The 24,159-nt window shown below is 73.9% G+C and carries 22 protein-coding genes; 12 read left to right on the forward strand and 10 right to left on the reverse strand.

Annotated features, from left to right (window positions below):
- On the forward strand, positions 1–810 hold the full coding sequence (locus V7S47_RS12880; protein ID WP_336561916.1) for an Fpg/Nei family DNA glycosylase: 810 nt from the start codon (positions 1–3) through the stop codon (positions 808–810).
- Positions 811–922: 112 nt separating this feature from the next.
- On the opposite strand, the gene V7S47_RS12885 is transcribed toward V7S47_RS12880, so the two are convergent.
- Complete coding sequence (locus V7S47_RS12885; protein ID WP_336561917.1) at positions 923–1,705, reverse strand: SDR family oxidoreductase; 783 nt, start codon at positions 1,703–1,705, stop codon at positions 923–925.
- Positions 1,706–1,715: 10 nt separating this feature from the next.
- The gene (locus V7S47_RS12890) at positions 1,716–2,315 is read right to left on the reverse strand and encodes a TetR/AcrR family transcriptional regulator (protein WP_336561918.1); all 600 of its coding nucleotides are present in this window, start codon (positions 2,313–2,315) and stop codon (positions 1,716–1,718) included.
- Positions 2,316–2,405: 90 nt separating this feature from the next.
- Between V7S47_RS12890 and V7S47_RS12895 the strand changes: the two genes are divergently transcribed.
- The 5 genes from V7S47_RS12895 to V7S47_RS12915 are packed head-to-tail and all read left to right on the forward strand — an operon-like array spanning position 2,406 to position 7,211.
- The gene (locus V7S47_RS12895; protein ID WP_336561919.1) at positions 2,406–3,161 is read left to right on the forward strand and encodes an SDR family NAD(P)-dependent oxidoreductase; all 756 of its coding nucleotides are present in this window, start codon (positions 2,406–2,408) and stop codon (positions 3,159–3,161) included.
- Positions 3,162–3,192: 31 nt separating this feature from the next.
- On the forward strand, positions 3,193–4,530 hold the full coding sequence (locus V7S47_RS12900; protein WP_336561920.1) for a hypothetical protein: 1,338 nt from the start codon (positions 3,193–3,195) through the stop codon (positions 4,528–4,530).
- Positions 4,527–5,807 (forward strand): UDP-N-acetylmuramoyl-L-alanine--D-glutamate ligase, encoded by a 1,281-nt coding sequence (murD, locus tag V7S47_RS12905; protein WP_336561921.1) that lies wholly within the window; start codon positions 4,527–4,529, stop codon positions 5,805–5,807. The genes V7S47_RS12900 and murD overlap by 4 nt, the downstream gene beginning before the upstream one ends.
- Positions 5,800–6,573 (forward strand): polyphenol oxidase family protein, encoded by a 774-nt coding sequence (locus tag V7S47_RS12910; protein WP_336561922.1) that lies wholly within the window; start codon positions 5,800–5,802, stop codon positions 6,571–6,573. Before murD ends, V7S47_RS12910 begins: the two co-directional genes overlap by 8 nt.
- Complete coding sequence (locus tag V7S47_RS12915) at positions 6,570–7,211, forward strand: hypothetical protein (RefSeq protein ID WP_336561923.1); 642 nt, start codon at positions 6,570–6,572, stop codon at positions 7,209–7,211. The genes V7S47_RS12910 and V7S47_RS12915 overlap by 4 nt, the downstream gene beginning before the upstream one ends.
- Before the next feature lie 8 nt (positions 7,212–7,219).
- Here the strand turns inward: V7S47_RS12915 and V7S47_RS12920 are convergent, their stop codons facing one another.
- Entirely contained in the window at positions 7,220–7,603 is a 384-nt protein-coding gene (locus V7S47_RS12920; protein WP_090859815.1) for a hypothetical protein, read from the reverse strand.
- 58 nt (positions 7,604–7,661) lie between these two features.
- Between V7S47_RS12920 and V7S47_RS12925 the strand changes: the two genes are divergently transcribed.
- A complete protein-coding gene (locus V7S47_RS12925) occupies positions 7,662–8,474 on the forward strand; it encodes a glycosyl hydrolase (protein ID WP_336561924.1) in 813 nt (270 codons plus the stop codon).
- Here the strand turns inward: V7S47_RS12925 and V7S47_RS12930 are convergent.
- Entirely contained in the window at positions 8,467–8,949 is a 483-nt protein-coding gene (locus V7S47_RS12930; protein ID WP_336561925.1) for a hypothetical protein, read from the reverse strand. The genes V7S47_RS12925 and V7S47_RS12930 overlap by 8 nt on opposite strands.
- Positions 8,950–9,056: 107 nt before the next feature.
- Between V7S47_RS12930 and V7S47_RS12935 the strand changes: the two genes are divergently transcribed.
- Together V7S47_RS12935 and V7S47_RS12940 are read left to right on the forward strand one after the other, a co-directional pair.
- Complete coding sequence (locus V7S47_RS12935; RefSeq protein ID WP_336561926.1) at positions 9,057–12,230, forward strand: response regulator; 3,174 nt, start codon at positions 9,057–9,059, stop codon at positions 12,228–12,230.
- The gene (locus V7S47_RS12940) at positions 12,227–13,465 is read left to right on the forward strand and encodes a hypothetical protein (RefSeq protein ID WP_336561927.1); all 1,239 of its coding nucleotides are present in this window, start codon (positions 12,227–12,229) and stop codon (positions 13,463–13,465) included. Before V7S47_RS12935 ends, V7S47_RS12940 begins: the two co-directional genes overlap by 4 nt.
- Positions 13,466–13,656: 191 nt before the next feature.
- Here the strand turns inward: V7S47_RS12940 and V7S47_RS12945 are convergent, their stop codons facing one another.
- Positions 13,657–14,214, reverse strand: coding sequence for an RNA polymerase sigma factor (locus tag V7S47_RS12945; protein ID WP_336561928.1), 558 nt, complete (start codon positions 14,212–14,214; stop codon positions 13,657–13,659).
- Between the two features lie 19 nt (positions 14,215–14,233).
- Between V7S47_RS12945 and V7S47_RS12950 the strand changes: the two genes are divergently transcribed.
- Together V7S47_RS12950 and V7S47_RS12955 are read left to right on the forward strand one after the other, a co-directional pair.
- The gene (locus tag V7S47_RS12950; protein ID WP_336561929.1) at positions 14,234–15,214 is read left to right on the forward strand and encodes a serine/threonine-protein kinase; all 981 of its coding nucleotides are present in this window, start codon (positions 14,234–14,236) and stop codon (positions 15,212–15,214) included.
- A 94-nt stretch (positions 15,215–15,308) separates the two neighbouring features.
- Positions 15,309–16,385 (forward strand): Glu/Leu/Phe/Val family dehydrogenase, encoded by a 1,077-nt coding sequence (locus tag V7S47_RS12955; protein WP_336561930.1) that lies wholly within the window; start codon positions 15,309–15,311, stop codon positions 16,383–16,385.
- 46 nt (positions 16,386–16,431) lie between these two features.
- Here the strand turns inward: V7S47_RS12955 and V7S47_RS12960 are convergent, their stop codons facing one another.
- From V7S47_RS12960 to purF, 3 genes are all read right to left on the reverse strand, one after another.
- A complete protein-coding gene (locus V7S47_RS12960; protein WP_090859829.1) occupies positions 16,432–16,620 on the reverse strand; it encodes a DUF3073 domain-containing protein in 189 nt (62 codons plus the stop codon).
- Positions 16,621–16,761: 141 nt separating this feature from the next.
- Positions 16,762–17,838: a phosphoribosylformylglycinamidine cyclo-ligase gene (gene purM, locus V7S47_RS12965; protein ID WP_336561931.1), complete on the reverse strand. Its 1,077-nt coding sequence runs from the start codon at positions 17,836–17,838 to the stop codon at positions 16,762–16,764.
- 10 nt (positions 17,839–17,848) lie between these two features.
- Positions 17,849–19,402: an amidophosphoribosyltransferase gene (purF, locus tag V7S47_RS12970; protein WP_336561932.1), complete on the reverse strand. Its 1,554-nt coding sequence runs from the start codon at positions 19,400–19,402 to the stop codon at positions 17,849–17,851.
- 132 nt (positions 19,403–19,534) lie between these two features.
- On the opposite strand from purF, the gene V7S47_RS12975 reads away from it, so the two are divergent.
- A complete protein-coding gene (locus tag V7S47_RS12975; protein ID WP_336561933.1) occupies positions 19,535–21,304 on the forward strand; it encodes a sensor histidine kinase in 1,770 nt (589 codons plus the stop codon).
- Between the two features lie 3 nt (positions 21,305–21,307).
- Here V7S47_RS12975 and V7S47_RS12980 read toward each other — a convergent pair whose 3' ends face one another.
- Together V7S47_RS12980 and V7S47_RS12985 are read right to left on the reverse strand one after the other, a co-directional pair.
- Entirely contained in the window at positions 21,308–21,787 is a 480-nt protein-coding gene (locus V7S47_RS12980; RefSeq protein WP_336561934.1) for a (2Fe-2S)-binding protein, read from the reverse strand.
- A gap of 10 nt (positions 21,788–21,797) precedes the next feature.
- The gene (locus V7S47_RS12985; protein ID WP_336561935.1) at positions 21,798–24,125 is read right to left on the reverse strand and encodes a molybdopterin cofactor-binding domain-containing protein; all 2,328 of its coding nucleotides are present in this window, start codon (positions 24,123–24,125) and stop codon (positions 21,798–21,800) included.
- Between the last annotated feature and the right edge of the window lie 34 nt (positions 24,126–24,159).

A 24,159-nucleotide genomic window follows, 5' to 3' on the forward strand; every position in this document is an offset into this window, starting at 1 on the left:
GTGCCCGAGCTCCCCGAGGTCGAGACCGCGCGGGCGGCGATCGAGCGCTCCGCGCTGGGCCGACGGATCGCCGACGTCGACGACACCGACACCTTCGTCTGCCGGCCACACTCCCCCGGCGAGATCCGCTCCGCGCTGGTCGGGCTCACCCTGACCGAGGCCCACCGGCGCGGCAAGACCATGTGGTGCACGACCGACGGCGACGCGGTGCTGGGGCTGCACCTGGGCATGTCCGGGCGCATCGTGGTCGACCCGCCCGCGGACTCGGGCGGGTCGCCCGACGAGGGCGGCGACTACTGGGGCGACGCCCCCGCGCGGCCGGGGGCGGCTGCATGGTTCCGGTTCACGCTCCTCTTCGAGGACGGCGGCGCGCTGCGGCTGCACGACAAGCGCCGGCTCGGCCGGGTGCGGCTCGACCCCGACCTGGACGCGCTCGGCCCGGACGCGGCGGAGATCGACCGCGACACGTTCCGCTCGCGGGTCGGCCGAGGACGTACGCCGGTCAAGGCCCGGCTGCTCGACCAGTCCGTGCTGGCCGGGGTCGGCAACCTGCTGGCCGACGAGACGCTCTGGCGGGCGCGACTCGACCCCCGCCGTACCGTCGACACGCTCGACGCCGACGACCTCGACCTGCTCCGTCGCGAGCTGCGGGCCGCCACCCGCAGGGCGATCCGGCAGGGCGGCGTGCACACCGGGGAGGTCATCGAGCACCGCCGGGCCGGCGGCCACTGCCCGCGCTGCGGCGCCGAGATGGTGCGCGGCACCGTCGGTGGCCGCACCACCTGGTGGTGCTCGGTCGAGCAGGTCTGAGGGTGCCCGGGAGAGTTTCATCGGCTAGCCGATGAAACTCACGCCGGGACGATGAACCTTTGTCGTCCCGGAAGGAGTTCTGTCGGCCAGCCGATGAAACTCACGCGGCGCCTCAGGAGTGCGCGAGCCGCCGGTTGATCGCGCGGGTCAGCCACGCCGGCGAGAACCGGGAGCCGAGCAGCATCGCTCCCGCCTGGCGGCCGACCGGCACGTGGACGCGGCGGGTGAGCCGGTGCAGGCGGGGCGGGTCGACGGCGGCCAGCACCGCGGCGGCGACGTCCTCGGCCGCGAGGTGGATCCCGAGCGAGTCCGTCGTACCGGTCCGGACGCCGTCGAGCATGCCGGTGCGGACGAAGAGCGGCCAGAGGTCGGTCACCCGGATCCCGTGCCGACGCCACTCGAGCTCGAGCGCCTCGGTGAGGCCGCGGACGTAGAACTTGGTGGCGCTGTAGTTGGCCAGCTCGGCCTGGCCGTAGATCGCCGAGGCCGAGGACAGGTTGACCACGACGGCCGAGCCGTGGGCCGCCGCCGTGGCCCGCAGGTGCGGGAACGCGGCGTGCATCCCGTGCAGGACGCCGGTGACGTTGACCGCGACCTCCTGGCGCAGGGCGCCGAGGTCCTGCTCCGCGAACGGGCCCGAGCGGAGCAGGCCGGCGTTGTTGACGAGTACGTCGAGGCGGCCGTGCTCGGCCACCAGGTCGGCCAGCGCGGCGACGAACGCGTCGGGGTCGGTCACGTCCAGCGTGCCGGTGCGGACGGTGGCGGGCAGCGAGGCGAGCCCGGCGCCGTCCACGTCGTACGCCGTCACCGCCCAGCCGCGCTCGGCGAAGGCCAGGGCGGTGGCGCGGCCGATGCCGGCGGCGGCCCCGGTGATCGCGACGGTGCGGGTGCTCATGCGGGGAGCACTACCCGGCGGGCGCCTCGACCATGTGGCTCGGCCACCACGCGGGGAGCAGGGCGGCGTACGCCTCCAGCAGCTGGTCGAGGCTCAGCCCGCCGTCGAGCCAGCCCTCGATCACGCCGACGGTCCCGTCGGCGATGAAGCGGACGGCGAGGTCCGCCACGACCTCGTCGGGTACGGCGGGCACCGTGACGTCGACGCGCAGGCGCGCGAGCTCCAACAACCGGCGACTGGTCCCGCGGAAGTGCTCGCTGAGCATCGCGTGCAGGCTGCCGCTGCCGCTGCCGGCCCCGAGTCCGCGGCGGTAGATCACGGCGTGCCGCTGGACGTGGCGCAGCACGTCGACAGTCACCTCGCGCACGGCCCGCGGGACGTCGGTCGTGTCGTCGGACAGCAGCCCGGCCCGCAGCATGTCGAGCTCGGCCACCAGGGCCGCCTGGAGCAGGTCGGCCGGGGAGGTCGCGTGCTCGTAGAACGTCGAGCGATGCACGCCGGCCTCGGTCGCGACCTCGGTCACGCTCAGGTCGACCACCGGCCGCTCGGCAGCCAGTCGCAGCACCGCCGCGTGCAGTCGCTCCTGCGATCGGCGCTGTCGTGCGTCCACCGGATCTCCTCCGCGTCGGAATGAACAGGGAGAACTGTAGGTTGTCCTAGTATCCGACATTTGTCGGTTATCTCAATGAGGAGGAACACCATGGCCACCTACGACGTCGCCGGACGCTCGGCGATCGTGACCGGCGCCGGGTCCGGCATCGGTCGGGCCGTCGCCACCCTGCTGGCGGAGAACGGAGCGGCTGTCCTGGTCGCCGACCTGGACGAGGCCGCCGCCGAGCTCGTCGCGAAGGAGATCACCGCCGCCGGCGGCACCGCGAAGCCGTTCGTCGGGAACGTCGCCGACGTCGACGTCCAGGCCGCGATGGTCGCGGCCGCCGAGGAGCTCGCGCCGCTGCGGATCGCCGTGAACAACGCCGGCATCGGCGGCGCCAACGCCCCCGTCGCGGAGTACCCCGTCGACAGCTGGCAGCAGGTCGTCGAGGTCAACCTCAACGCCGTCTTCTACGGCGTCCGCGCGCAGGTCCCCGCGATCGCCGCGAACGGCGGCGGCGCCATCGTCAACATGGCCTCGGTCCTGGGCTCGGTGGGCATCGCCGGCTCCTCGGCGTACGTCACGGCCAAGCACGGCCTGATCGGCCTCACCAAGAACGCCGCGCTGGAGCACAGCCGCGAGGGCGTCCGCGTCACCGCCGTCGGCCCCGGCTTCATCGCCACCCCGCTGCTCGAGGCCAACCTCGACGCCGCCACCCAGCAGGCGCTCGCCGACAAGCACGCCACCGGCCGGCTCGGCACGCCCGAGGAGGTCGCCGCACTGGTCGCCTTCCTGGTCTCGGACGCCGCCACCTTCGTCACGGGCAGCTACCACCTGGTCGACGGCGGCTACGCCGCTCAGTGAGGCTCACCCGCTGCCTCGGTAGGCTGGGCCGGTGAGTCAAGCGGCGAGGCAGCGGGGTCGGGTCTTCTCCTACGAGCGGTTCGAGCTGACCGCCGACGGGGTGCTGACCTGCACCTACTCGCTCGACGACGAGACCTTCACGGAGGTCTTCGCCTTCGAGGCCGGGGACGACGCCGACTTCACCTCGCCGGCGGTGCTCGGCGCCGCCCGGGTGCTGTTCCTGCTGGCCGGCATCTCCTACTACAAGACCGGCGCCCCGCCGCTGCTCGTCGGTCCCGCCGACGGGCTGAGCCCGCGCGAGGCCGACTTCCTGCGCGACGTGCACCTGCACGGGCTGGCCGAGTTCTCCTACCGCAGCGGCGTCGACATCAGCGACCTGCGGATCGAGGCCGGGCCGCGGACGCCCGCCCCCGCCGCGGCCGTCGTACGACGGGGACCGCTGGTTCCCTTCGGTGGTGGCATCGACTCGATCGTCGTCGTCGACGGCACCACCGCCGGCCGCGACGGGGCGGCCCTCTTCGTGGCCAACACCTCCGACGTGCCGTTCGAGCCGATCGAGGACAGCGCCGCGATCACCGGGCTGCCGGTCCGCCGGGTCCGGCGACACCTCGACCCGAAGGTGCTGGAGTCGAAGGCTCGCGGCTACCTCAACGGGCACGTGCCGGTCACCGGCGTGATCTCGGCGGCGGCCGTGGTGAGCGCGGTCGCGCACGGCCACGACCGGGTGGTCATGTCCAACGAGCACTCTGCGAGCGAGCCGACCGGCCTGGTCGCCAACGGCGTCCCGGTCAACCACCAGTGGAGCAAGGGCCTCGACTTCGAGCGGGCCTTCCGCGCGGTGCTCGCCGAGAACGTCACCGGCGTCGACTACTACTCCGCGCTGCGGCCCTTCAGCGAGCTCTGGGTGGCCGAGCGGTTCGCGGAGCTGACGGACTACCACCTGGCCTTCCGCAGCTGCAACAAGGCGTTCTTCGTCGACGCCGGCAGCCGGCACCCCACCTGGTGCGGCCGCTGCGACAAGTGCTGCTTCATCGACCTGATCCTCAGCCCGTACGTCGCCCCGGCCGAGCTCGACGCGATCTTCCGGGGCCACGAGCCGCTGCTCGACGAGTCCCTGGCCCCGGTCTTCGAGTCGCTGCTCGGCCAGCCGGGCTCCGACAAGCCGCTGGAGTGCGTGGGCGACGAGGGCGAGTGCCGGACCGCGGTCACCCTGGCCGTCGCCCGCCCGGACCGCGCCGACACCCCGCTGCTCGCCGCCCTGGCCGCCCACGTCGCCACCCTCGAGGCGGCCGGCAAGCCGGTGCCGTCCGAGCAGGCCCTGCTGCACCGGCAGGGTGAGCACTTCCTCCCGGCGGACGACACCCGGTGACCGGCTGGCGCGGCCTGGCCGGCCTGCGGGTCGGCGTCTGGGGCGTCGGCGTCGAGGGGTCGGCGAGCGTGCGCCGGCTGGCGGCGGACGGGGTGACGCCGTACGCCGTGGTCGACCGGGTCGCGGGCGACGGGGTCCTGGCGCTCGACGAGGGCGGCCTGGACCGGCTGCTGGCGTGCGACGTGGTGGTGAAGAGCCCCGGCATCAGCCCGTACGACGAGCCCGCGCTCACCCTGACCGCGGCCGGCGTCCGGCTGGCCGGCGGCCTCGGCCTGTGGCTGGAGGACGCCCCCCGCGACCGGGTCGCCTGCCTGACCGGCACCAAGGGCAAGAGCACCGCGACCGCGATCGCCGGCGCGCTGGCGACCGGCCTCGGCAGCCGGGTGTTCGTCGGCGGCAACATCGGCCGCGCGCCGTGGGAGCCGGGCGTGGAGGACGCCGACGTCTACCTGGTCGAGACGTCGAGCTACCAGGCCCACGACGTCACCACCGGGCCGCGGGTCGTCGCGGTGACCTCGCTGAGCCAGGACCACCTGGTCTGGCACCACGGGTACGACGGCTACGTCCGCGACAAGCTCTCGCTCTGCACCCGCCCCGGCGTCGAGACCGTCGTCGCACCCGCGGCCGACGCCGAGCTGGAGCGGTACGCCGACCTGCTCGGCCCGCACGTGCTCCGCGTCGCCGAGGCGCCGGCGCCCTGGGCCGACGGACTCGGCCTGATCGGGCGGCACAACCTCCGCAACGCGCTCCTCGCGCAGGCGGTGCTCGCCGCCCTCGGCGTGCCGGGCGCGGACGACGAGGGCGCGCTCGCGGCGGCCGCGGCGTCGTACACGCCCCTGCCGAGCCGGCTCACCCGCGTCGGCGCGGTCGGCGACGTCGAGTTCGTGGACGACTCGCTGTCGACCAACACGCTGCCGACCCTGGCCGCGGTCGCGTCGTTCCCCGGGCGCCGGGTGGCGCTGCTGGTGGGCGGGCAGGACCGTGGCATCGACTACGCGCCGCTCGCGGCCGGGCTGGCCGACGTGCCCGACCTGCTGGTGCTGACGCTGCCCGACAACGGGCCGCGGATCGCCAGCACCATCCGCGCGATCGCGCCGGGGGTGCCGGTCGAGGAGTGCCCCGACCTGGCCTCCGCCGTACGACGGGGGCACGCGTTCGCCGCGCCCGACGGCGTCGTGCTGCTCTCCCCCGCGGCCCCGAGCTTCGGGGTGTTCCGCGACTACGCCGAGCGGGCCGAGGTGTTCACCGCCGCGATGCGGGCGCTTCCCCATGGATGAGCAGAGCCTCCGCCCCTTCCCGTACGACGGCGCCGCGGTCCGCGCGGTCGTCACGACCCGGGACGGCGGGGTGAGCGCGGGCGTCTACGGCACCCTCAACCTCGGCGACCACGTCGGTGACGACCCGGCGGCGGTGCTGCGCAACCGGGACCTGGTGGCCGACGCGCTCGACGTCCCCGCGCTGACCGTGGCCGACCAGCAGCACGGCGCCCGCGTCGCGGTGGTGACCCCGGCGCTCGCGGGCCTCGGGCACGCCGGCGTGGAGGCGTCCCGCGAGCACTTCCCGGCCACCGACGCGCTGGTCACCGACGTGCCGGGTGCGGCCCTGGCGATCCTGGTCGCCGACTGCGCCCCCGTCCTGCTCTGGGACCCGGTACGACGCGCCGTCGGCGCCGCCCACGCGGGCCGGCCCGGCGTGGTCCGCGGCGTGCTGGCGGCGACCGTCGCCCGGATGGTCGACGCGTTCGGCACCGACCCCGCCGACCTGGTCGCCGGCGTCGGGCCGTGCGTCGGCTACGGCAGCTACGAGGTCGGCGACGCCGAGGCCGACGCGCTCGACGCGGTGCTGCCCGGGTTCACGAGGGCCAGCCGGCCGGGCCACCGCTTCCTCGACGTCGGCGGCGCGGTCGAGCGGCAGCTGCGCGACGCCGGAGTCGGGGTCGTGCACCGGATGGGCGTCGACACCCGCACCAGCACCGACACCTTCTTCTCCGACCGCGCCGCCCGTCCGTGCGGGCGGTTCATGGCCGTCACGGTCGTGCGATGACCTTCCTGGGCTGCGGCTACCGGGTCGTTGTCCCGGTGCCGGCGGCCGCCGGGTACGCCGAGGAGCAGGCGCGGCAGGTGCTGGACCGCTTCGGGATCCCCTGGTCGCCCTGGCCCGCGCTTCCCGGCCGGCCGGTCGAGGTCACCGGCGGAGCGTCGTACGACGCGGGACGGCGGGCGTTCGGCCCGACGGTCGTCGACGTGACGCCGCTGGACCCGACTCCCGCGTCCGGTCCGCTGCGGGCCGTCGACCTGCCCTGGTGGTGGTCCTCCGACGGCCCGCTCGCCGGCCTGCCCGACATCTCCGCCCTGGAGGCGACCGTCGCGCAACGGCACCTCGAGCCCGGCACCGTCGGTCTCTGGTGGAACCACCGCGACGAGCTCTGCACCTCCACCGCCGGCCCGCTCCTGCTCCGCCTCGCCGACGGCTGGGTGCACCCGGACGACACCGCGGGCGCCGTACCGTCCTGGGCCTGGGCGCAGGAGGCCGCCGCCCGCGCCGCCCGACCGGTCCGCGTCGACCGCGCCCTCCTGGCCGCGGCGGCCGAGGTCCTCGCCGTCTCCCCCCGCGGCGAGTCAGCAGAAGTGGTGGGCCGAGTCAGCACCAGTAGTGCTGACTCGGCCCGCAACAAGGGCTGACTCGGCGCTCAGGCCGTGCGCTCGCGGGGGACGTCGAGGCGGGGGATGCCGCCGAGACCGAGCCGGTAGCGGACGTGGCCGGCGTACCGCTCGAGGGTGTCCCAGAGGGTCTGGTGGGCGGCCCAGGGCAGCGGCTCGGCACCGTCGTACCAGCTGTCGCCGAAGGCGATCCAGGCCGGCGTCCAGTCGGCCGCGTCGTCCCAGGCGCCCCGACGCGCCATCAGCAGCCGGCGGCGCAGCTGGAAGGCGGCGCGCGGGCCGTCCTCGTAGACCGGCGCCGTCGCGACCGGCCACAGCCGCAGGTCGAGGGCCATCAGGTGCACCTCCAGCTCGCGCAGCACGACGGGGTCGACCAGGACGGTCGCCACGTTCTCGTGGGGAGGGCGCCTCATGGCGGCACGGTGCCTCTCGAGCGGGACGGCGTCAAGGGGTCGTGGTTCCCTGGTGGACATGAGGACCCGCTCGGGGGCGCTCGCCCTGCTCGTGCTGCTGCTGCTCGCCCCCGCCCTGCCCGCGCAGGCCGACTCGTCGCCGGGCGTGGGCGCCTGGCGCGACCGCGGGATCAGCGAGTCCCTGCGCCGCTCGGGCGCCGACTGGTTCCACACCTGGTCCACCGAGCACCCCGGCATCCGCACGCCGCGCGGCACCACCTTCGTGCCGACGATCTGGGGAGCGGGCAGCGTCACCCGCGAGAACCTGCGGCGGGCCCGGGAGGCGCGGTCGCCGTGGCTGATGACCTTCAACGAGCCCGACCTCGCCGAGCAGTCCCACCTGACGGTCCGCCAGGCGCTGCGGCTCTGGCCGCGGCTGGAGCGCACCGGCAAGCGGCTGCTCAGCCCCTCCGTCGCGTACGGCGGCGCCGACCCCGGTGGCTGGCTGGACCGCTTCATGAAGGGCGCCGAGCGGCGCGGGCTGCGGGTCGATGCGATCTCGGTGCACTGGTACGGCGGCGACTTCCACCCACGGCGCGCCACGCAGCAGCTGGCGTCGTACCTCCGGGCGGTGCACGCGCGCTACGGCAAGCCGGTGTGGCTGACGGAGTACGCCCTGATGAGCTTCGGACCGACCCGGGTCCCGAGCCCGCGCGTCCAGGCCGCCTTCGTACGACGCTCCTCCGCGATGCTCGACCGGCTCGGGTTCGTCCAGCGGCACGCCTGGTTCGGGTTGCCCGCCGCCGCCCGCGGCCCGAGCACCGGGCTGTTCCGGCCCGGCGCGCGGATCACGGCGGTCGGGAAGGCGTTCCGCCGCGCGGCCCTCAGCTGAGGTCGGTCCGCCGGGTCCACCAGCGCGGGTCCAGCCGGACCAGCAGCGCCCCCGCCACCAGGCCGAGCACCAGCCCCGCCCCCGCGAGGTACGGCGCCGCCAGCGCCCACCCGAGCAGCACGCGGGAGTAGCCGGTCAGGGCCAGGTCGTCGCCGACCACGCGGGCGTCCACCGACTCGCCGGCCGCGGGCCGCGGGCCGCCGTACCGGTCGCTGACGTCGCCGGAGCCACCCGGCCAGGTCGCCTCGCAGGTGCGCGGCGACCCCGGCGGCGGTCCGGTCCGGCAGCGGGCGTCGTCGGGGACCGTCGCGACCACCGCCCGGTCGCGCTGCCAGCCGGCGGCGGAGCCGTGCATGAAGATCCACACCGGCCCGCCGACGAGGACCAGCGCGCAGCCGGCCACGACGACGCGCACCAGCCAGCGGGTCAGGCCCGGTCGGCTGCTGGGGCGCAGGTTCAGCGGACGGTCGGACACGGGATCAGCGTGACATCCCGGGCCCGGGATGTGACACGGGTCCAGACCTGGCGAACCGTGCCCGTCGCCGGCGCGAGGCGTGGACAATGGACGCAGAGGAGGCGTGGATGCACGGATCAGCCGATCTGTTCCGCCGGATGGTCGAAGCGAGCACCGACGGGCTGTGGCTCGTCGACCCCTCGGGCCGCACCCTCTACGCCAACGACCGGATGGCCGCCTTCCTCGGGCACCCGCCCGAGGAGCTGGTCGGCCGAGACGCCGCCTCGATGCTCGACGACCGCGGGCGGGCCGAGATCGCGCACCGGCTGCAGCGCCTCCAGGCCGGCGACGTCCTGGAGAACCTCGAGACCTCCTTCCGCCGGCCCGACGGCGTGGTCACCTGGAGCCTGGTCAGCCACAGCGCGGTCCGCGACGACGGCGGCCGGCTGATCGGCTTCCTGCACCGCGTCACGCCGTACACCGAGCGCCGTGAGCTGGTCGGGACCCTCCAGCTGCGCGAGCAGCAGCTCGCCCAGGCCCAGGAGATCGCCCGCCTGGGCAGCTGGGACCTCGACCTCGCCACCGACGTCGTGACCTGGTCCGAGGAGCTCTACCGGATCTTCGGCCTCGACCCGGCCACGTTCACGATCAGCCGCGAGAGCTTCATCGAGGCGATCCACCCCGACGACCGGGCCCAGATCCGCGAGGTGGTCGCCGAGGCGGTGGCCGGGCGCGACGAGTTCGCCTGGACCGGCCGCCGCGTGCTCCCCGGCGGCGAGCAGCGCTGGATCCGCGGCCTGGGCGTCATCGAGCGCGGGCCCGACGGGGCCCCGGTCCGGATGAGCGGCACCGCCCAGGACGTCACCGACCTGAAGACCGCCGACGAGCACGCGACCGAGGCGACCCGCCGGCTGCACCTCCTGCAGCAGATGGCGGAGATCTCCAACAGCGCCGGGTCGCTCACGGAGGCCGTCGGCCTGGCCGCGCTCGGGCTGCCGACGAACGCCGACGGGTGGGCCGTGCTGGCCCTCTACGCCACCGACGGCGACGTCCCCGTCCCCGTCGCCGTGTACGACGACTCCCTGGTGACCCCGGACCTCGAGCTGGTCGGGTCGGCCGTGCGCCAGCGCCGGGTCGCCGTCGGCACGCCGGACCGACTGGCCGGCACCCACAGCCTGATCGCCGTCCCCGTGGTGGTCGGCGTGGACGTGGTCTCGGTGATCCTGCTGCTGGCCGACGAGGTGCCGCCGGACCACAACTCCCACCAGCTGATCGCCCAGATCTCCGCCCAGCTGTCGATGGTCGCCGAGCGCGAGCGCGGAGCCTCCGACCTGGCCGAGGCCCGCGACCAGGCGATGGAGGCCTCCCGGCTGAAGTCGGAGTTCCTGGCCACGATGAGCCACGAGATCCGCACGCCCATGAACGGCGTGATCGGGCTCAACGAGCTGCTGCTGCGCACCGACCTCGACGACCACCAGCGGCGGCTCGCCGACGGCGTGCAGAGCGCCGGGCTGAACCTGCTGGCGATCATCAACGACATCCTCGACCTGTCGAAGATCGAGTCCGGGAAGCTCGAGCTGGAGGAGGCCGACTTCGACGTCCGCGACGTCTTCGACCGGACCGCCGGGGTGCTCGGCGGCCCGGCGCACGACAAGGGTCTGGAGCTGGTGGTCGCCTGCCACCCCGACGTCCCGGTGTTCCTCCGTGGCGACGTCACCCGCTTCGGCCAGGTGATCACCAACCTGGGCTCGAACGCCGTCAAGTTCACCGCCAGCGGCGAGGTCGTCGTGCAGGCGTCGGTCGAGTCGGAGAGCGCCGAGGAGGTCGTGCTGCGGGTCGAGGTCAGCGACACCGGAGTCGGCATCGCCCCGGAGGCGGTCCCCGGGCTGTTCGACGCCTTCACCCAGGCCGATCTGTCGACCACCCGCCAGCACGGCGGCACCGGCCTCGGGCTGGCCATCTCCCAGCAGCTCGTCGAGGCGCTCGGCGGCCGGATCGAGGTCCGCAGCACTCCCGACGTCGGCAGCACCTTCGCCTTCACCTCCCGCTTCGGCCGGGCCACCAGCGTCCCCGCCCCGCGCCGGGTCACGCCGGCCCAGCTGCGCGGCCGGCGGGTGCTGGTCGTCGACGACAACGAGACCAACCGGTTCATCCTCACCGAGCAGCTCGCGGCCTGGGACCTGGAGCCGGTCGCGGTCTCCTCGGCCGACGAGGCGCTCGCCACCCTCCGCGAGGCCGCCCGCGGCCGACGGCCGTTCGGCCTGGCCATCCTCGACGTGGTGATGCCCGGCACCGGGGGCCTCGAGCTGGCCCGCCGGATCCGCGCGGACGCCAGCCTCGACGGCCTGCGCCTGCTGCTGCTCTCCTCCGACCATCACGTCGGCCGGCGCGCGGTGGCGGAGTCCGGCGCCGACGGGGCGCTCAGCAAGCCGGTCCGGCACTCCGAGCTCTACGACACGCTCGTCTCGACGATGGCCGCAGGCCTGCCGGTCGACCCCGAGCCCGAGCCGGCCGCCGCTGTCGCGTCGCTCGGCATCTCGGTGCTCGTCGTCGAGGACAACCCGGTCAACCAGCTGGTGGCCACCGGCCTGCTGGAGAACCTCGGTGCCTCGGTCGCGCTGGCCTCCGACGGGCTCGACGCGATCGCCCAGCTGGCCCGGACCCACACCTTCGACGCGGTGCTGATGGACTGCCGGATGCCCCGGATGGACGGCTTCGATGCGACCCGGGCCATCCGGGCCTCCGAGCCCGACGGCGTCCGGGTCCCGATCATCGCCATGACCGCCTCCGCCCTGGAGGGCGAGCGCGAGCGCTGCCTGGCCGCCGGCATGGACGACTTCCTCACCAAGCCCGTCGACGCGACCGCCCTGGAACGGGTGATCCGGCGCTGGACCGGACCGCAGACCGGCCAGGAGCCGCTCCCCTCCGCGGACCCCGCGGCCGAGGCGCCCGCCACCGGCGTCGTGCTCGACCCGGCCCGGGTGCGGATGCTCGACGAGCTCCGCAAGGACGGCATCAGCTTCTTCGAGCGAACCGCGGCGTCGTTCATCGGCCGCATCGACTCCCAGGTGGCCGCGATCCAGGACGCCATCGACGCCCGCGACGCCAACCGCACCTTCACCTCTGCCCACCTGGTGAAGGGCAGCGCGCTCAACCTCGGCCTGCCGCTGGTCGCCGCCGCGGCCGCCCGGGTCGAGTCGCACGCCGAGGGCGGCCGCGTCGACGGGACCGAGCCGATGATGGCCGACCTGGGCCGCGAGGTGGGCCGGGCCGTCGCCGCGCTGAAGGACGCGACCGGTTGAGCCTGCTGACGACTCGGTTCGAGGTCGTCGCCCGGCACCGGCCGGTCGACCTCGTGCTGCCCGGCGAGCTGCCGCCCGCGCCGTACCTCGCCGTCACCGGTGAGGGGCCACTGACGATCGCCGGCCCGGACGTCGAGATCACCGCCGGGTACGACGGCCACGCGTGGCTCACGGTCGACACCGGCGGCCGGCGGCCGACCCGCCACCGCAGCCGGCGCCACGGCCGGGCGAAGGCCCGCGTCGACGCGCTCGGCCTGGCCCTGACCGGCACCCAGGCGACCGTGCTGACCCGGGAGGCGGACCGCTGGGTGGCCCGCGGGCGGGTCGACCTGGAGGGCCGGGTCGACACCCGCGACGAGGCCTGGCTGGCCGGCGTCCGGACCAGCGGGGGGACGGCCGGCGCGTTCGGGCAGCTGGGGCTGCGCGACCTACGGCTGGTGACCCGGGCCGACGGGTCGCCGTACCGGCTGGGTCGGGTGCTGCTGCTGACCGCCACCAGCGCCGGACCGGGTTTCTTCGCGACCGCGCACACGTCGGTGTGGTCCCTGGACCCCGACACCCTGGAGATCGCGCACCGCGGCGACCTGTTCTTCCGCCGCCCCGACAAGGCCGGGGTGTACGGCGACCACGCCACCCACCTGGTCCGCGACGACGAGGCCGGCCGCTGGCTGGTCGCCACCAGCGGCTGGGGCGACTTCGACAAGCGGCGCCCGGTGCAGGTCCTGCTCGCCTCCTCGACGGCCGATCTGTCGACCGAGGCGCACGTCCTCGACACCGAGGTGCTGGCGCTGCCCACGGACGGGCTGACCTCGGTCGCCGTCTGGGACCCGCACCTGATCCGCACCGACGACGGCTGGCTGGTCGGCTACGTCAGCGCGAGCCGCTACTTCCGCTTCCACCCGGTCCTCGCGGGCGGCCCGTCCCTCGACGACCTGCGGCTGCTCGGCGCCGACCCGGCCCGCCGGGCCTGCGAGGGCACCACCCTGCACCGCGACCCGGCCTCCGGCGCCTGGCAGGTGCTGGCCAGCGACCGCAGCGGCGAGTACCCCGTCTACGACCTCGCGCTGTCACCCGTCGGGCGGCTGTCCGCGCCGTACCCCTCGAACATCCCGTGGCCCACCGTCGTCCCCGTGGACGGCGGCTGGCTGATGGTCGCCTTCAACGGCTCCGGGTACGGCGGCCGGCTCACCGGCTACGGCACCCACGGCGACGTGGTGATCATGCGCGGTGGTTGAGGTGCTCCGGAGCGACGAAGGAGCGGAGGAGCCTCGAAACTCGTCTTGCCAGGAGTCGGCCTCGATCGAGGCCGACTGTCGGCTCACCGGGTTTCGAGGCTCGCTCCGCTCGCACCTCAACCAGCGTGGGGGCTCGCTCCGCTCGCACCTCAACCAGCGTGAGAGGCCTCAACCAGCGGACGGGGCGGCGGCTAGTCGGTGATCGCCAGCAGCGGTCGTACGGCGGTCCGGGCCGCGTGGATGCGGGACTTCACGGTGCCGAGCGGGATCTCCAGCAGCGCCGCGATCTCGCTGTACTCCAACTGCTGCACGTCGCGAAGCACCAGCGGCTCGACCAGCTCGGGGTGGCTGCTGCCGACGACCTCGAGGGCCTCCAGCAGGTCGAGCCGGCTGCCGGCGATCACGCTGGTGGTGCGCGGGTCGGGCGCGACGGGCAGCTCGTCGGTGAGCCGCTCGGCGGCGCGGCGCTTCAGGGTGCGGTAGGTGCCTCGCGCGCTGTTGGACGCGACCGCGTGCAGCCAGGTGGTGAACCGGCTGCGGCCGCCGAACTGGCCGATCTTGGTGGCGACCAGCAGCAGCGCGTCCTGGGTCGCCTCCTCGGCGTCCTCGGGGTAGAGCAGCATCCGGCCGCAGGTACGGCGTACCCGCGGCTGCACCGCGGCGAGCAGGTCCTCGAGCGCGGCCCGGTCACCGGCGGCCGCGCGCAGCGCCAGGGCGTCGAGCTCGTCGGGATCGGAGAGGTCGGACATCTGCGGCAGACTACCGACCGTGTCCCTCCCCGAACGCCTCGGCCGGCTCGAGCGGGTCGAGGCGATCGGCGCCGGCGGGTTCGCGACGGTCTGGCTCTACCGCGACACCGAGCTGCAGTCCGACGTCGCGGTGAAGGCGCTCGCCGACAACTGGGCCCGCCGCCTCGACGTCCGCGAGCGGTTCCTCGAGGAGGCCCGGATCCTGCGCCGCGCGGACTCCGACCACATCGTGCGCGTGTACGACGTCGGGGAGGTCGACGCGACGCCGTACTTCGTGATGACGTACGCCGACCTCGGCACCCTGGCCGGCCTGACGGCGCCCGGCCGCCCGCTCCCGTCCGGTCGGGTCCTCGACCTGGTCACGCAGGCCGGTGCGGGGCTGGGCGTGCTGCACGAGCTGGGCATCGTGCACCGCGACGTGAAGCCGCAGAACCTGCTGCTGCGCAGCGGCGGCAGCGGTGGCGAGCGGGTCCTGGTGGCCGACCTGGGCGTGGCCAAGGCGATGCTGCACGCCAGCGGGCTGACCCAGGTCGTCGGGACGCCGGCCTACATGGCGCCCGAGCAGGTCACCGGCACCGGCATCGACCGGCGGGCCGACGTGCACGCTCTCGGGGCGGTCGCCTACCAGCTGCTCACCGGGCAGCAGGCCCGCACCGCCACGATGCACGAGCTGCTGACCGCCACCCTCCCGCCGGCACCGTCGACGCTCGCCGACCTCGCCCCCGCCGTGGACGAGGCGCTGCTGCGCGCCCTGGAGCCGGACCCCGAGGACCGCTGGCCGGACGTCGCCTCCTTCGTCGGGGCGCTCCGCGAGGCCCTGGCCGGCCCGGATCCCGACACCGGCTCCGCCACCCTGATCACCTCGCGCACGCTGCTCGAGGAGCCGGTCGCGCCCGCCCCGCACCGCCCCTCGCTCACCCCCCTCTTCTGGCTGCTCCTCGTCGTGGTGCTCGGCGCGGCCTTCGCCGCTTCGTACGCCGCGACCAACGCGCTGAGCTGACGGTCGCCTAGCCTGGGACGTGACCCGCGCCACCCCTGCGGGCACCCACCACCCGGCGCCACACCACCCCGTGGCCGACAGATCGGACACCACCATGACCGACCCCTTTGACCTCGCCCCCGAGCACGAGCAGGTCGTCTTCGCGAACGACCCGGCCACCGGCCTGCGCGCGATCGTCGCGATCCACTCGACGGCCCTCGGCCCCGCCCTCGGCGGCACCCGCTTCCATCCCTACGCCACCACCGACGCCGCGCTCCGCGACGTCCTGGACCTCTCCCGCGGGATGTCCTACAAGGCCGCGCTGGCCGGGCTCGACCTCGGCGGCGGCAAGGCCGTCATCATCGGCGATCCGCGCACCCTGAAGTCCGAGGCGCTTCTGCGCGCCTACGGCCGGTTCGTGCAGTCGCTCGGCGGCCGCTACCGCACCGCCTGCGACGTCGGCACGTTCAGCGTCGACATGGACCAGGTCGCGCGCGAGTGCGACCACGTCACCGGCCGCACCGTCGCCCACGGCGGGGCCGGCGACAGCTCCGTGCTCACGGCGTACGGCGTCTTCCAGGGGATGCGCGCGGCCGCCGAGGCGGCCTGGGGCAGTACGTCGCTGGCCGGTCGTACGGTCGGCGTGGCCGGCGTCGGCAAGGTCGGACGCCACCTGGTGCGCCACCTGGTCGAGGACGGCGCCGACGTGGTCGTCACCGACACCTGGCAGCCCGCGCTCGACGCGCTCGTCGCCGACCACCCGGATGTCCGCGTGGTCGCCTCGACCGCGGCCCTGGTCGCCGAGCGGCTCGACGTCTACGCGCCGTGCGCGCTCGGCGGCGCGCTCACCGACGAGGTCGTCGCGGTGCTCCGCGCGCGCGTCGTGTGCGGAGCGGCCAACAACCAGCTCGCGCACCCCGGGGTCGACAAGTCGCTGGCCGATCGCGGGATCGTCTACGCGCCCGACTACTGCGTGAACGCCGGCGGCCTCATCCAGGTCGCCGACGAGCTCGACCCGGCCGGGTTCAGCTTCGAGCGCGCGCAGCAGCGCGCGAGCGGGATCTTCGAGACCACGCGGGACGTGCTGGCGCTCGCCGTACGGGACGGCGTGTCTCCTGCCCTGGCGGCCGACCGGCTGGCCGAGGCGCGGATGCGCGACGTGGGCCGGCTGCGAGGGATCTGGATCAGCTGACACTCAGCGGTGGACGGTCCGCACACGCGGACCGTCCCCGCCGAGGTCAGTCGCGCTGGGGTTCTGAGTAGTCCGACCACTTCTCGAGGACCTCCGGGTCCACGGGATCGGATTCGACGATGTTCTCGTCGCCGTGCAGCTCCTGCGCCAGCTTCCCGAAGTCCGTCTCGTGAGTGCGGTACTTCAGGTCGCGTGCGACCTTCGTCTGCTTTGCCTTCGCTCGGCCGCGCCCCATAGGGTCAGCCCCCTCGCACGTTGGCCGGGGCACAGTGGCTCCCGGGCTGGTCCTCAGTATTTCTTCGTGGGGGCAACGCTACCTGTTGGGTGGCTGTTCCCGCACACCGAGTGTCCGAATCGCCGCCTGAGGCGGTGGAAATCACCAACCGGGGTGTTGACCGATGAGCCGGACCCGGCCGCCGTCGGTGTCGGAGGCGCTGACCTCGCCGGCCACCCAGGCCCGGATCCCGAACCCGTCCAGCAGCGCCACGGCGGCGTCGACGTCCGCGGCCGGCATCAGCGCGACCATGCCGACGCCGCAGTTCAGCGTCATCTCCAGGTCGGGCTGCGAGACGTCGCCGACCCGGCGGACCAGGTCGAAGATCGGCTGCGGCGTCCAGGTCGTCCGGTCGAGGGTGGCGGTCAGCTCGACCGGCATCACCCGCTCGAGGTTGGCGGCCAGGCCGCCTCCCGTCACGTGGGACATCGCGTGGGTGGCCGTCGCGTCGGCGAGCGCGAGGCAGGCCTTGGCGTAGATCCGGGTCGGGGTCAGCAGCTCCTCGCCCAGCGGGCCGCCGAGCTCCGACACGTTGCGGTCGAGCGCCCAGCCGGCCTTCTCGAGCAGCACGTGGCGGACCAGGGAGTAGCCGTTGGAGTGCAGGCCGCTGGCGGCCATGGCGACCACCACGTCGCCGGGCCGGACCCGGCCAGGGCCGAGCAGCCGGTCGGCCTCCACGACGCCCGTCGTGGCGCCGGCGACGTCGTACTCGTCGGGGCCGAGGAGGCCCGGGTGCTCGGCGGTCTCGCCGCCGACCAGCGCGCAGCCGGCCTCGACGCAGGCGTCCGCGATGCCCTTGACGATCGCGGCGATCCGCTCGGGCACCACCTTGCCGGTGGCGATGTAGTCGGTCATGAAGAGCGGCTCGGCACCGCAGACGACCAGGTCGTCGACGACCATGCCGACCAGGTCGTAGCCGATCGTGTCGTGGACGTCCATCGCCTGCGCGATCGCCACCTTGGTGCCGACGCCGTCGGTGGAGGTGGCCAGCAGCGGGCGGGTGTACTTGGTCAGCGCCGAGGCGTCGAAGAGCCCGGCGAAGCCGCCCAGGCCGCCGATCATCTCGGGCCGGCGGGCCCGCTCGATCGAGCCCTTCATCAGCTCGATGGCCCGGTCGGCCGCGTGGATGTCGACGCCGGCCTCGGCGTAGGCGTTGCTGCCGGGGACGGCGTCGTTCACTGGAGTGACCTCACGGGTTGTTGAGCACGGGCAGCGCACGGCCCATGGTCGGGGACTTCAGGGTGGCCTCGAGCAGGTGCTTCCCGAGCAGCGACTCGTCGGGCAGCGGGACGGGGTACTCGCCGGTGAAGCAGGCCCGGCACAGGCTCTCCTTCGGCTGGCGGGTCGCCTCGATCATCCCGTCGAGGGAGATGTAGCCGAGGGTGTCGGCACCGACGCTGGCGGCGATCTCCTCGGGCGTCAGGCCGTTGGCGATCAGCTCGGCGCGGGTGGCGAAGTCGATGCCGTAGAAGCACGGCCACTTCACCGGCGGGCTGGAGATCCGCACGTGCACCTCACGGGCGCCGGCCTCGCGGAGCATCCGCACCTGGGCGCGCTGGGTGTTGCCGCGCACGATCGAGTCGTCGACCACGACGATCCGCTTGCCGCGGATCATGTGCTCGAGGGCGTTGAGCTTCAGCCGGATGCCGAGCTGGCGCAGGGTCTGGCTGGGCTGGATGAAGGTGCGGCCGACGTAGGCGTTCTTGACGAAGCCCTGGCCGAACGGGATGCCGGACTCCTCGGCGTACCCGGCGGCGGCGGGGGTGCCGGACTCGGGGACCGGGATCACCAGGTCGGCCTCGACCGGGAACTCGCGGGCCAGCTGGCGGCCCATCTCGACGCGCGACTCGTGGACGCTGCGGCCGCTGATGGTGGCGTCGGGGCGGGCGAGGTAGACGTACTCGAAGACGCAGCCCTTGCGGTCGGGCTCGGCGAACTTGTGGGAGCGCAGGCCGTTCTCGTCGATGACGAGCATCTCGCCGGGCTCCACCTCGCGCACGACACTCGCGCCGATGGTGGCCAGGGCGGCGTCCTCGGAGGCGACGACCCAACCGCGGTCGAGGCGACCCAGGACCAGCGGCCGGATGCCCTGCGGGTCGCGGGCGGCGTACAGGGTGTTCTCGTTCATCCACACGAAGCAGAAGGCGCCCTTGAGCAGCGGCAGCACCTCGAGGGCGCGCTGCTCCAGCGACGTGTCGGGGTGGTGGGCGAGCAACGCCGTGACGAGGCCGGTGTCGTTGGTCGACGTCTCCTGCGGACGGGTGTGCAGCTCGAGCTCGTCCTCGGGGCCGGGCAGGTCCTCGACCATCTGGGAGAGCTCGTGGGTGTTGATCAGGTTGCCGTTGTGACCGAGGGCGATCGAGCCGTCGGCGGTCGGCTGGAACGTCGGCTGCGCGTTCTGCCAGGTGCTGGCCCCGGTCGTGGAGTAGCGCGAGTGGCCGATCGCCAGGTGGCCCTTGAGCGAGGCCAGCGTGGTCTCGTCGAAGACCTGCGAGACCAGACCCATGTCCTTGTAGACCAGGATCTGGCGGCCGTTGGAGACGGCGATGCCCGCCGACTCCTGGCCGCGGTGCTGAAGGGCGTAGAGACCGAAGTAGGTCAGCTTGGCGACGTCCTCGCCCGGGGCCCACACCCCGAAGACGCCACAGGCGTCCTGGGGGCCCTGGTCCTGCGGGTCGAGGGCGGCGGTGAGCCGGCCGTCGCCGCCTCTGCGTGAGCTGCCACTGTTGCTGAGGTACGGCACGCACCGAGTCTAGCGATCGGAAGGCTCAAGAGTCGCTTCGTGGTGCCGAACGTCACCGCAGCATCCGGGTACTGCCGTAGTCGGACGTACGATCGATCCCATCCCCCCGCCAGCATCCCTGGAGGCCATCCCGTGCCTGCGCCGCCGCCCGAGTCCGCGCGGTCGGGCGCGTGGGCAGCGGCGGCCGAGGACGACGCGCTGCTGCTGATCGCCGAGGGCGTGACCAAGATCGCCGGGTTCGGCGTGGCCGCCATCAGCGTCGCGCGCGACGACGGGCACATGCAGGTGATGGCGGTCGCGGGCAGCGACGACGCCCGCCAGCAGCTCGAGGGCCGACGTACCCCCATCGACGCGTTGATGACCGAGCTCGCGAAAGCCGATGACTGGGGGATGCTGAAGTTCGTGCCGCACGAGCGGCTCGACCTCGGCGAGGGCGAGTGGGGCTGGGTGCCCGACGTCGAGCCGCTCGCCGGCGACGACGCCTGGCACCCGATGGACCTGCTCGTCGCACCGCTGCACGACCAGGACGGCACCCTGCGCGGCAGCCTGTCCATCGACCTGCCGGCCGACGGCCGCCGGCCCGGCCCCGACCAGCGCCGCGTCCTCGAGCTGTACGCCGAGCAGGCGGCGCGCGCCGTACTCACCGCGCTGGAGCGCGAGGAACTGGCCGCCCAGGTCCGGCTGGCCGACACCGCCCGGCGGATCGTGCGCCAGGCCTCGGTGCAGCCGTCGCTCGAGCACATCCTGCAGACGTCCCGACCCGCGCTCACCGAGGGCTTCCGCGCGATCGGCATGTGGATCCAGACCTTCGACGAGGACGGGCTCGGCACCGGCAGCGTCTACTCCGCCGACGGCGCCGTGGTGGAGCTCCCGCTAGACCTCATCGAGATCGCCGAGACCGCGGCCCGCCTGCTCTGGGCCGAGCAGCAGGTCACGGTCGTCGCGGCCGGCCGGCCGCTCGGCGTCCTCACCGCGGATCAGGGAACCCGGGTGGTCGACTTCCTGCACGCCATCGAGGTCGGCTCGATCCTCTTCGTCCCGCTCGGAGCGGGGCGCGAGTGCCTCGGCAACCTGGTGCTGACCCGCCCGCTGCACGCCCCCGACTGGACCGAGACCGAGTCCGCCGCCGCGCTCGACGTCGGCCGCGACCTCGGCGGCGCGATCCTCAACGTGCGCGCCTACGAGCGCGAGCACCGACTGGTCACCGAGCTCCGGGCCCTCGACACCTACAAGAGCCAGCTCATCGCGACGGTCTCCCACGAGCTGAAGAACCCGCTGACCTCGGTCCTCGGCCACCTGGAGATCCTCGAGTCCGTCGAGGGGCTCCCCGGCCCGGTCCGCACCTCGCTGAACGCGATGGAGCGCGGCGCCCGCCGGCTCGGCCGGGTGGTCGACGACCTGCTGCTGCTCGCCAAGGTCGGCGACCCCGACAACCCGGTCGTGGCCCGCCCCGTCGACCTGCGCACCATCGTCGACGACGTCGTCGAGCTGACCGCGGTGGAGGCCGAGCGGCGCCAGCTCACGGTGACCGTCGAGGCCGGCTCGGAGCAGGTCCTGGCGAGCGGCGACGCCACCGAGCTCGACCGGGTCGTCTCCAACCTGGTCAGCAACGCGCTGAAGTACACACCCGAGGGCGGCCGGATCACCGTCTCGGTCGCCCGGGTCGGCAGCGAGGTCGAGCTGCTCTGCAGCGACGAGGGCCTCGGCATCTCCGCCGAGGACCAGAAGCAGCTGTTCACCGAGTTCTTCCGCTCCTCCAACCCCGCCGCGGTCGCTCAGCCCGGCACCGGCCTGGGCCTGGCCATCGTCAGCCGGATCGTGCAGCGCCACGGCGGGCACATCGCGGTCGAGTCCGAGCTCGGCAAGGGCAGCACGTTCCGGGTGCTGCTGCCGGCCGCCTGATCGTCAGGCCATCGCGCGGGCGCCCTGCTCGATCGCCTCCCGGATCCGCACGTAGGTCCCGCAGCGGCAGATGTTGCGGATCGAGTCGAGGTCGGCGTCCTCGATCTCGCGCTGCTCGCGTCGTACCTTCCGGACGAGGGCGACCGCGGCCATGATCTGGCCGGGCTGGCAGTAGCCGCACTGGGCGACATCGCGGTCCAGCCAGGCCTGCTGCATGGGGTGCAGGTCCTCGTCGACGGTCGCGGCGAGGCCCTCGATGGTGGTGACCTCGTCGTCCGCGGCGAGGTCGCCGACCCGGACCGCGCAGGGGTTGAAGCCGCGGCCGTTGACGTGCGAGGTGCACGCCTTGCACACGTTGATGCCGCAGCCGTACTTGGGGCCGGTGACCCCGAGCAGGTCGCGGAGCACCCAGAGCACCCGGACGTCCGGGTGCACGTCGACGGTCACGGTCTGGCCGTTGAGGCGGAAGGTCTGCTTCGGCACGGCGCGCTCCTCAGACGATCTTCTTCAGGCCGTTGACCGGCGACGGCGGGACGGGCGGGACGTAGGGCTTCACGCTGAACTCCACGGGGTCGCGGTGGTTCACCGGGAAGTACGACGGGCTGCGTCCCGTCGCGCGGGCGTAGGCGCAGGCGACGGCCGCGAAGCTCGCCGCGACGCCGGCCTCGCCGGCACCGCCCGGGACCCCCGTGGTCGGCGGCATCACGATCACCTCGACCTCGGACGGGACGTTCCACTGGCGCGTGTAGAAGTAGTTGTCCCAGCTGGCCTCGAGGAAGTGGCCGTCGCGCAGGTGCATGCTCGAGGTGAGCGCGAGGGCGATGCCGTCCATGATCCCGCCCTGCATCTGGGCCTCCAGCCCGCGCGGGTTGACCGGCAGGCCCACGTCCACGGCGAAGGTCACCCGGGTGACCCGGGGCCCGCCGACGCCGTCCCGGATGTCACGACCGGTCTGGTCGTCGCGGCAGTCGATCTCGACCAGGCAGGCACTGGCGCCCTTGTACTCCTTGTGGATCGCGATGCCCTGCGCCGTGCCGGCGGGCATCGCCCGGCCCCAGTCGCCGACCTCGGCGACCTTCTCCAGGACCGCCCGGGTCCGCTCGTCGCGCAGGTGGCGGCGGCGGAACTCGTAGGGGTCCTCCTTGACCACGGCCGCGATCTTGTCGACCGTCAGCTCCCCGGCCGCGCGTACGTCGGGCGAGTAGATGTTGCGCATGCTGCCGGTGTTGAAGCGGTCGTCGGTCTCGGTCAGCGTCTGGGTGACAACGCCGAAGTCGTAGGGCACCTCCTGGGTCAGCGCGAAGATCGTCTCCGCGAAGCCGAGGTTGCCCAGCCCGGTCGGCAGACTGGCGGCGGTGGCGGTGATCAGCTCGCCCAGGCCGTGGCGGTAGTCGGTCTCGATGCTGGTGTGGCTCTGCTGGAACGCGACCACCTTCTTGCCGACGACCACGGCCCGGACCCGGCTGGTGCACATCGGGTGGCCGCGGCCGACCCGGGCGTCGTCGGCCCGGTGCCACATCAGCTTCACCGGCTTCCCCATCGCCCGGGACACCTGGGCCGCCTCGAGCGCGCCGTCGAAGAAGAGGCGTCGACCGAACGACCCGCCGCCCTGCACGACGTGCACGTCGACCCGGTCCTGCGGCAGGCCGAGCACCTCCGCGATCCGCTGCTGGGCGGCGATCGGGGACTTGAGCGCCGACCAGATCTCGGCCCGGTCCTCGCGGACGTCGGCGATCGCGGAGTTGGTGTCCATCGCGGAGTTGCTGCGGAAGTAGCACAGGACGTCGGTCTCGACCGTCCGGCTCAGCGGGGTGTTCGGGAGAGCGGGCAGCGGCAGCTGGGCGCGCCGGAGCTCGCGGACGACGTCGTCGTCGGACATCCCGGCGACCGGACCGTCTCGCCAGTCGACGTCCATCGCCCGGACGGCGTCGATGCACTGGCCGAACGTCTCGGCCCGCACGGCCACCCCGAAGGGCAGCACGGCCACGTCGGTCACGCCGGGCAGGGCCAGCACCTCCGCCTCGTTGCGCAGCCGCCGGGGCTCGCCGTTGAGCGTGGGGGCCCGGCAGACCATCGTCGGCAGCGCGCCGTCGACCTGGAGGTCGGTGGCGAAGGTCTTCCGCCCGGTGACCGCGTCCCGCGCGTCGACCCGGCCCTGACCGGTGCCGACCACCCGGAAGCGGCTCGGGTCCTTGAGGCGGACCCGGACCGTCCGGTCCGTCCGCGAGGCCGCCGCGCGCGCGAGGTCGCCGTACGACGCGGTGCCGCTCGGGCCCTGGACGATGCCGCCCTTGGCGACCAGCTTCGCGACCTCGTCGCCCAGCAGGACGGCGGCGGCGTCGAGGAGCGCGCCCCGGGCGACGGCCGCGGCGACCCGGACTGGGGTGTACGTCGAGATCGTGGTGTTCGAGCCACCGGTGAGCTGGTTGAACAGCAGCTCGGGCCGCGCGTCGGCCAGCGTGACCCGGACCTTGTCGAGCGGCAGGTCGAGCTCCTCGGCGATCAGCATCGCCGTGGAGGTGGTGACGCCCTGGCCGTTCTCGGAGCGCGGGAGCGCGAACGAGGCGGTGCCGTCCTCGTGCAGCTCGATCCGGATCAGGTTGGCCGTGGGCCGGGCGGCGTCGGTCAGCAGGTCGTTGAGGTCGTAGAGCTCGGCCGGCTGCGGCACGGTCGGGACCGCGGCCGCCGGCTCGGCGCCGAGGGCCAGGTCGGCGGCCGCGACCAGGGTGGTGCCCCCGAGGACGTAGCCGACGAAGGAGCGGCGGTCGACGCCCGGCGGGGCCACCGCCTCCGGATCGAGGGGACGGCGGACTGCGGACATGGCGACTCCCGAGATACGGGGGGCCGGAGCGTGC

Origin of the sequence: Nocardioides sp. CCNWLW216 (genome assembly GCF_037120545.1) — a bacterium.
Classification (GTDB): Bacteria; Actinomycetota; Actinomycetes; order Propionibacteriales; family Nocardioidaceae; genus Nocardioides; species Nocardioides lianchengensis.

What these genes read in the sequence shown, in the direction of transcription:
- V7S47_RS12945 (WP_336561928.1), bottom strand. Translation starts at nt 14,214, where the DNA reads ATGTCCGACCTCTCCGATCCCGACGAGCTCGACGCCCTGGCGCTGCGC.
- V7S47_RS12910 (WP_336561922.1), top strand. Translation starts at nt 5,800, where the DNA reads ATGGATGAGCAGAGCCTCCGCCCCTTCCCGTACGACGGCGCCGCGGTC.
- V7S47_RS12955 (WP_336561930.1), top strand. Translation starts at nt 15,309, where the DNA reads ATGACCGACCCCTTTGACCTCGCCCCCGAGCACGAGCAGGTCGTCTTC.
- V7S47_RS12960 (WP_090859829.1), bottom strand. Translation starts at nt 16,620, where the DNA reads ATGGGGCGCGGCCGAGCGAAGGCAAAGCAGACGAAGGTCGCACGCGAC.
- V7S47_RS12895 (WP_336561919.1), top strand. Translation starts at nt 2,406, where the DNA reads ATGGCCACCTACGACGTCGCCGGACGCTCGGCGATCGTGACCGGCGCC.
- V7S47_RS12915 (WP_336561923.1), top strand. Translation starts at nt 6,570, where the DNA reads ATGACCTTCCTGGGCTGCGGCTACCGGGTCGTTGTCCCGGTGCCGGCG.
- V7S47_RS12920 (WP_090859815.1), bottom strand. Translation starts at nt 7,603, where the DNA reads ATGAGGCGCCCTCCCCACGAGAACGTGGCGACCGTCCTGGTCGACCCC.
- V7S47_RS12935 (WP_336561926.1), top strand. Translation starts at nt 9,057, where the DNA reads ATGCACGGATCAGCCGATCTGTTCCGCCGGATGGTCGAAGCGAGCACC.
- V7S47_RS12985 (WP_336561935.1), bottom strand. Translation starts at nt 24,125, where the DNA reads ATGTCCGCAGTCCGCCGTCCCCTCGATCCGGAGGCGGTGGCCCCGCCG.
- V7S47_RS12925 (WP_336561924.1), top strand. Translation starts at nt 7,662, where the DNA reads ATGAGGACCCGCTCGGGGGCGCTCGCCCTGCTCGTGCTGCTGCTGCTC.
- V7S47_RS12885 (WP_336561917.1), bottom strand. Translation starts at nt 1,705, where the DNA reads ATGAGCACCCGCACCGTCGCGATCACCGGGGCCGCCGCCGGCATCGGC.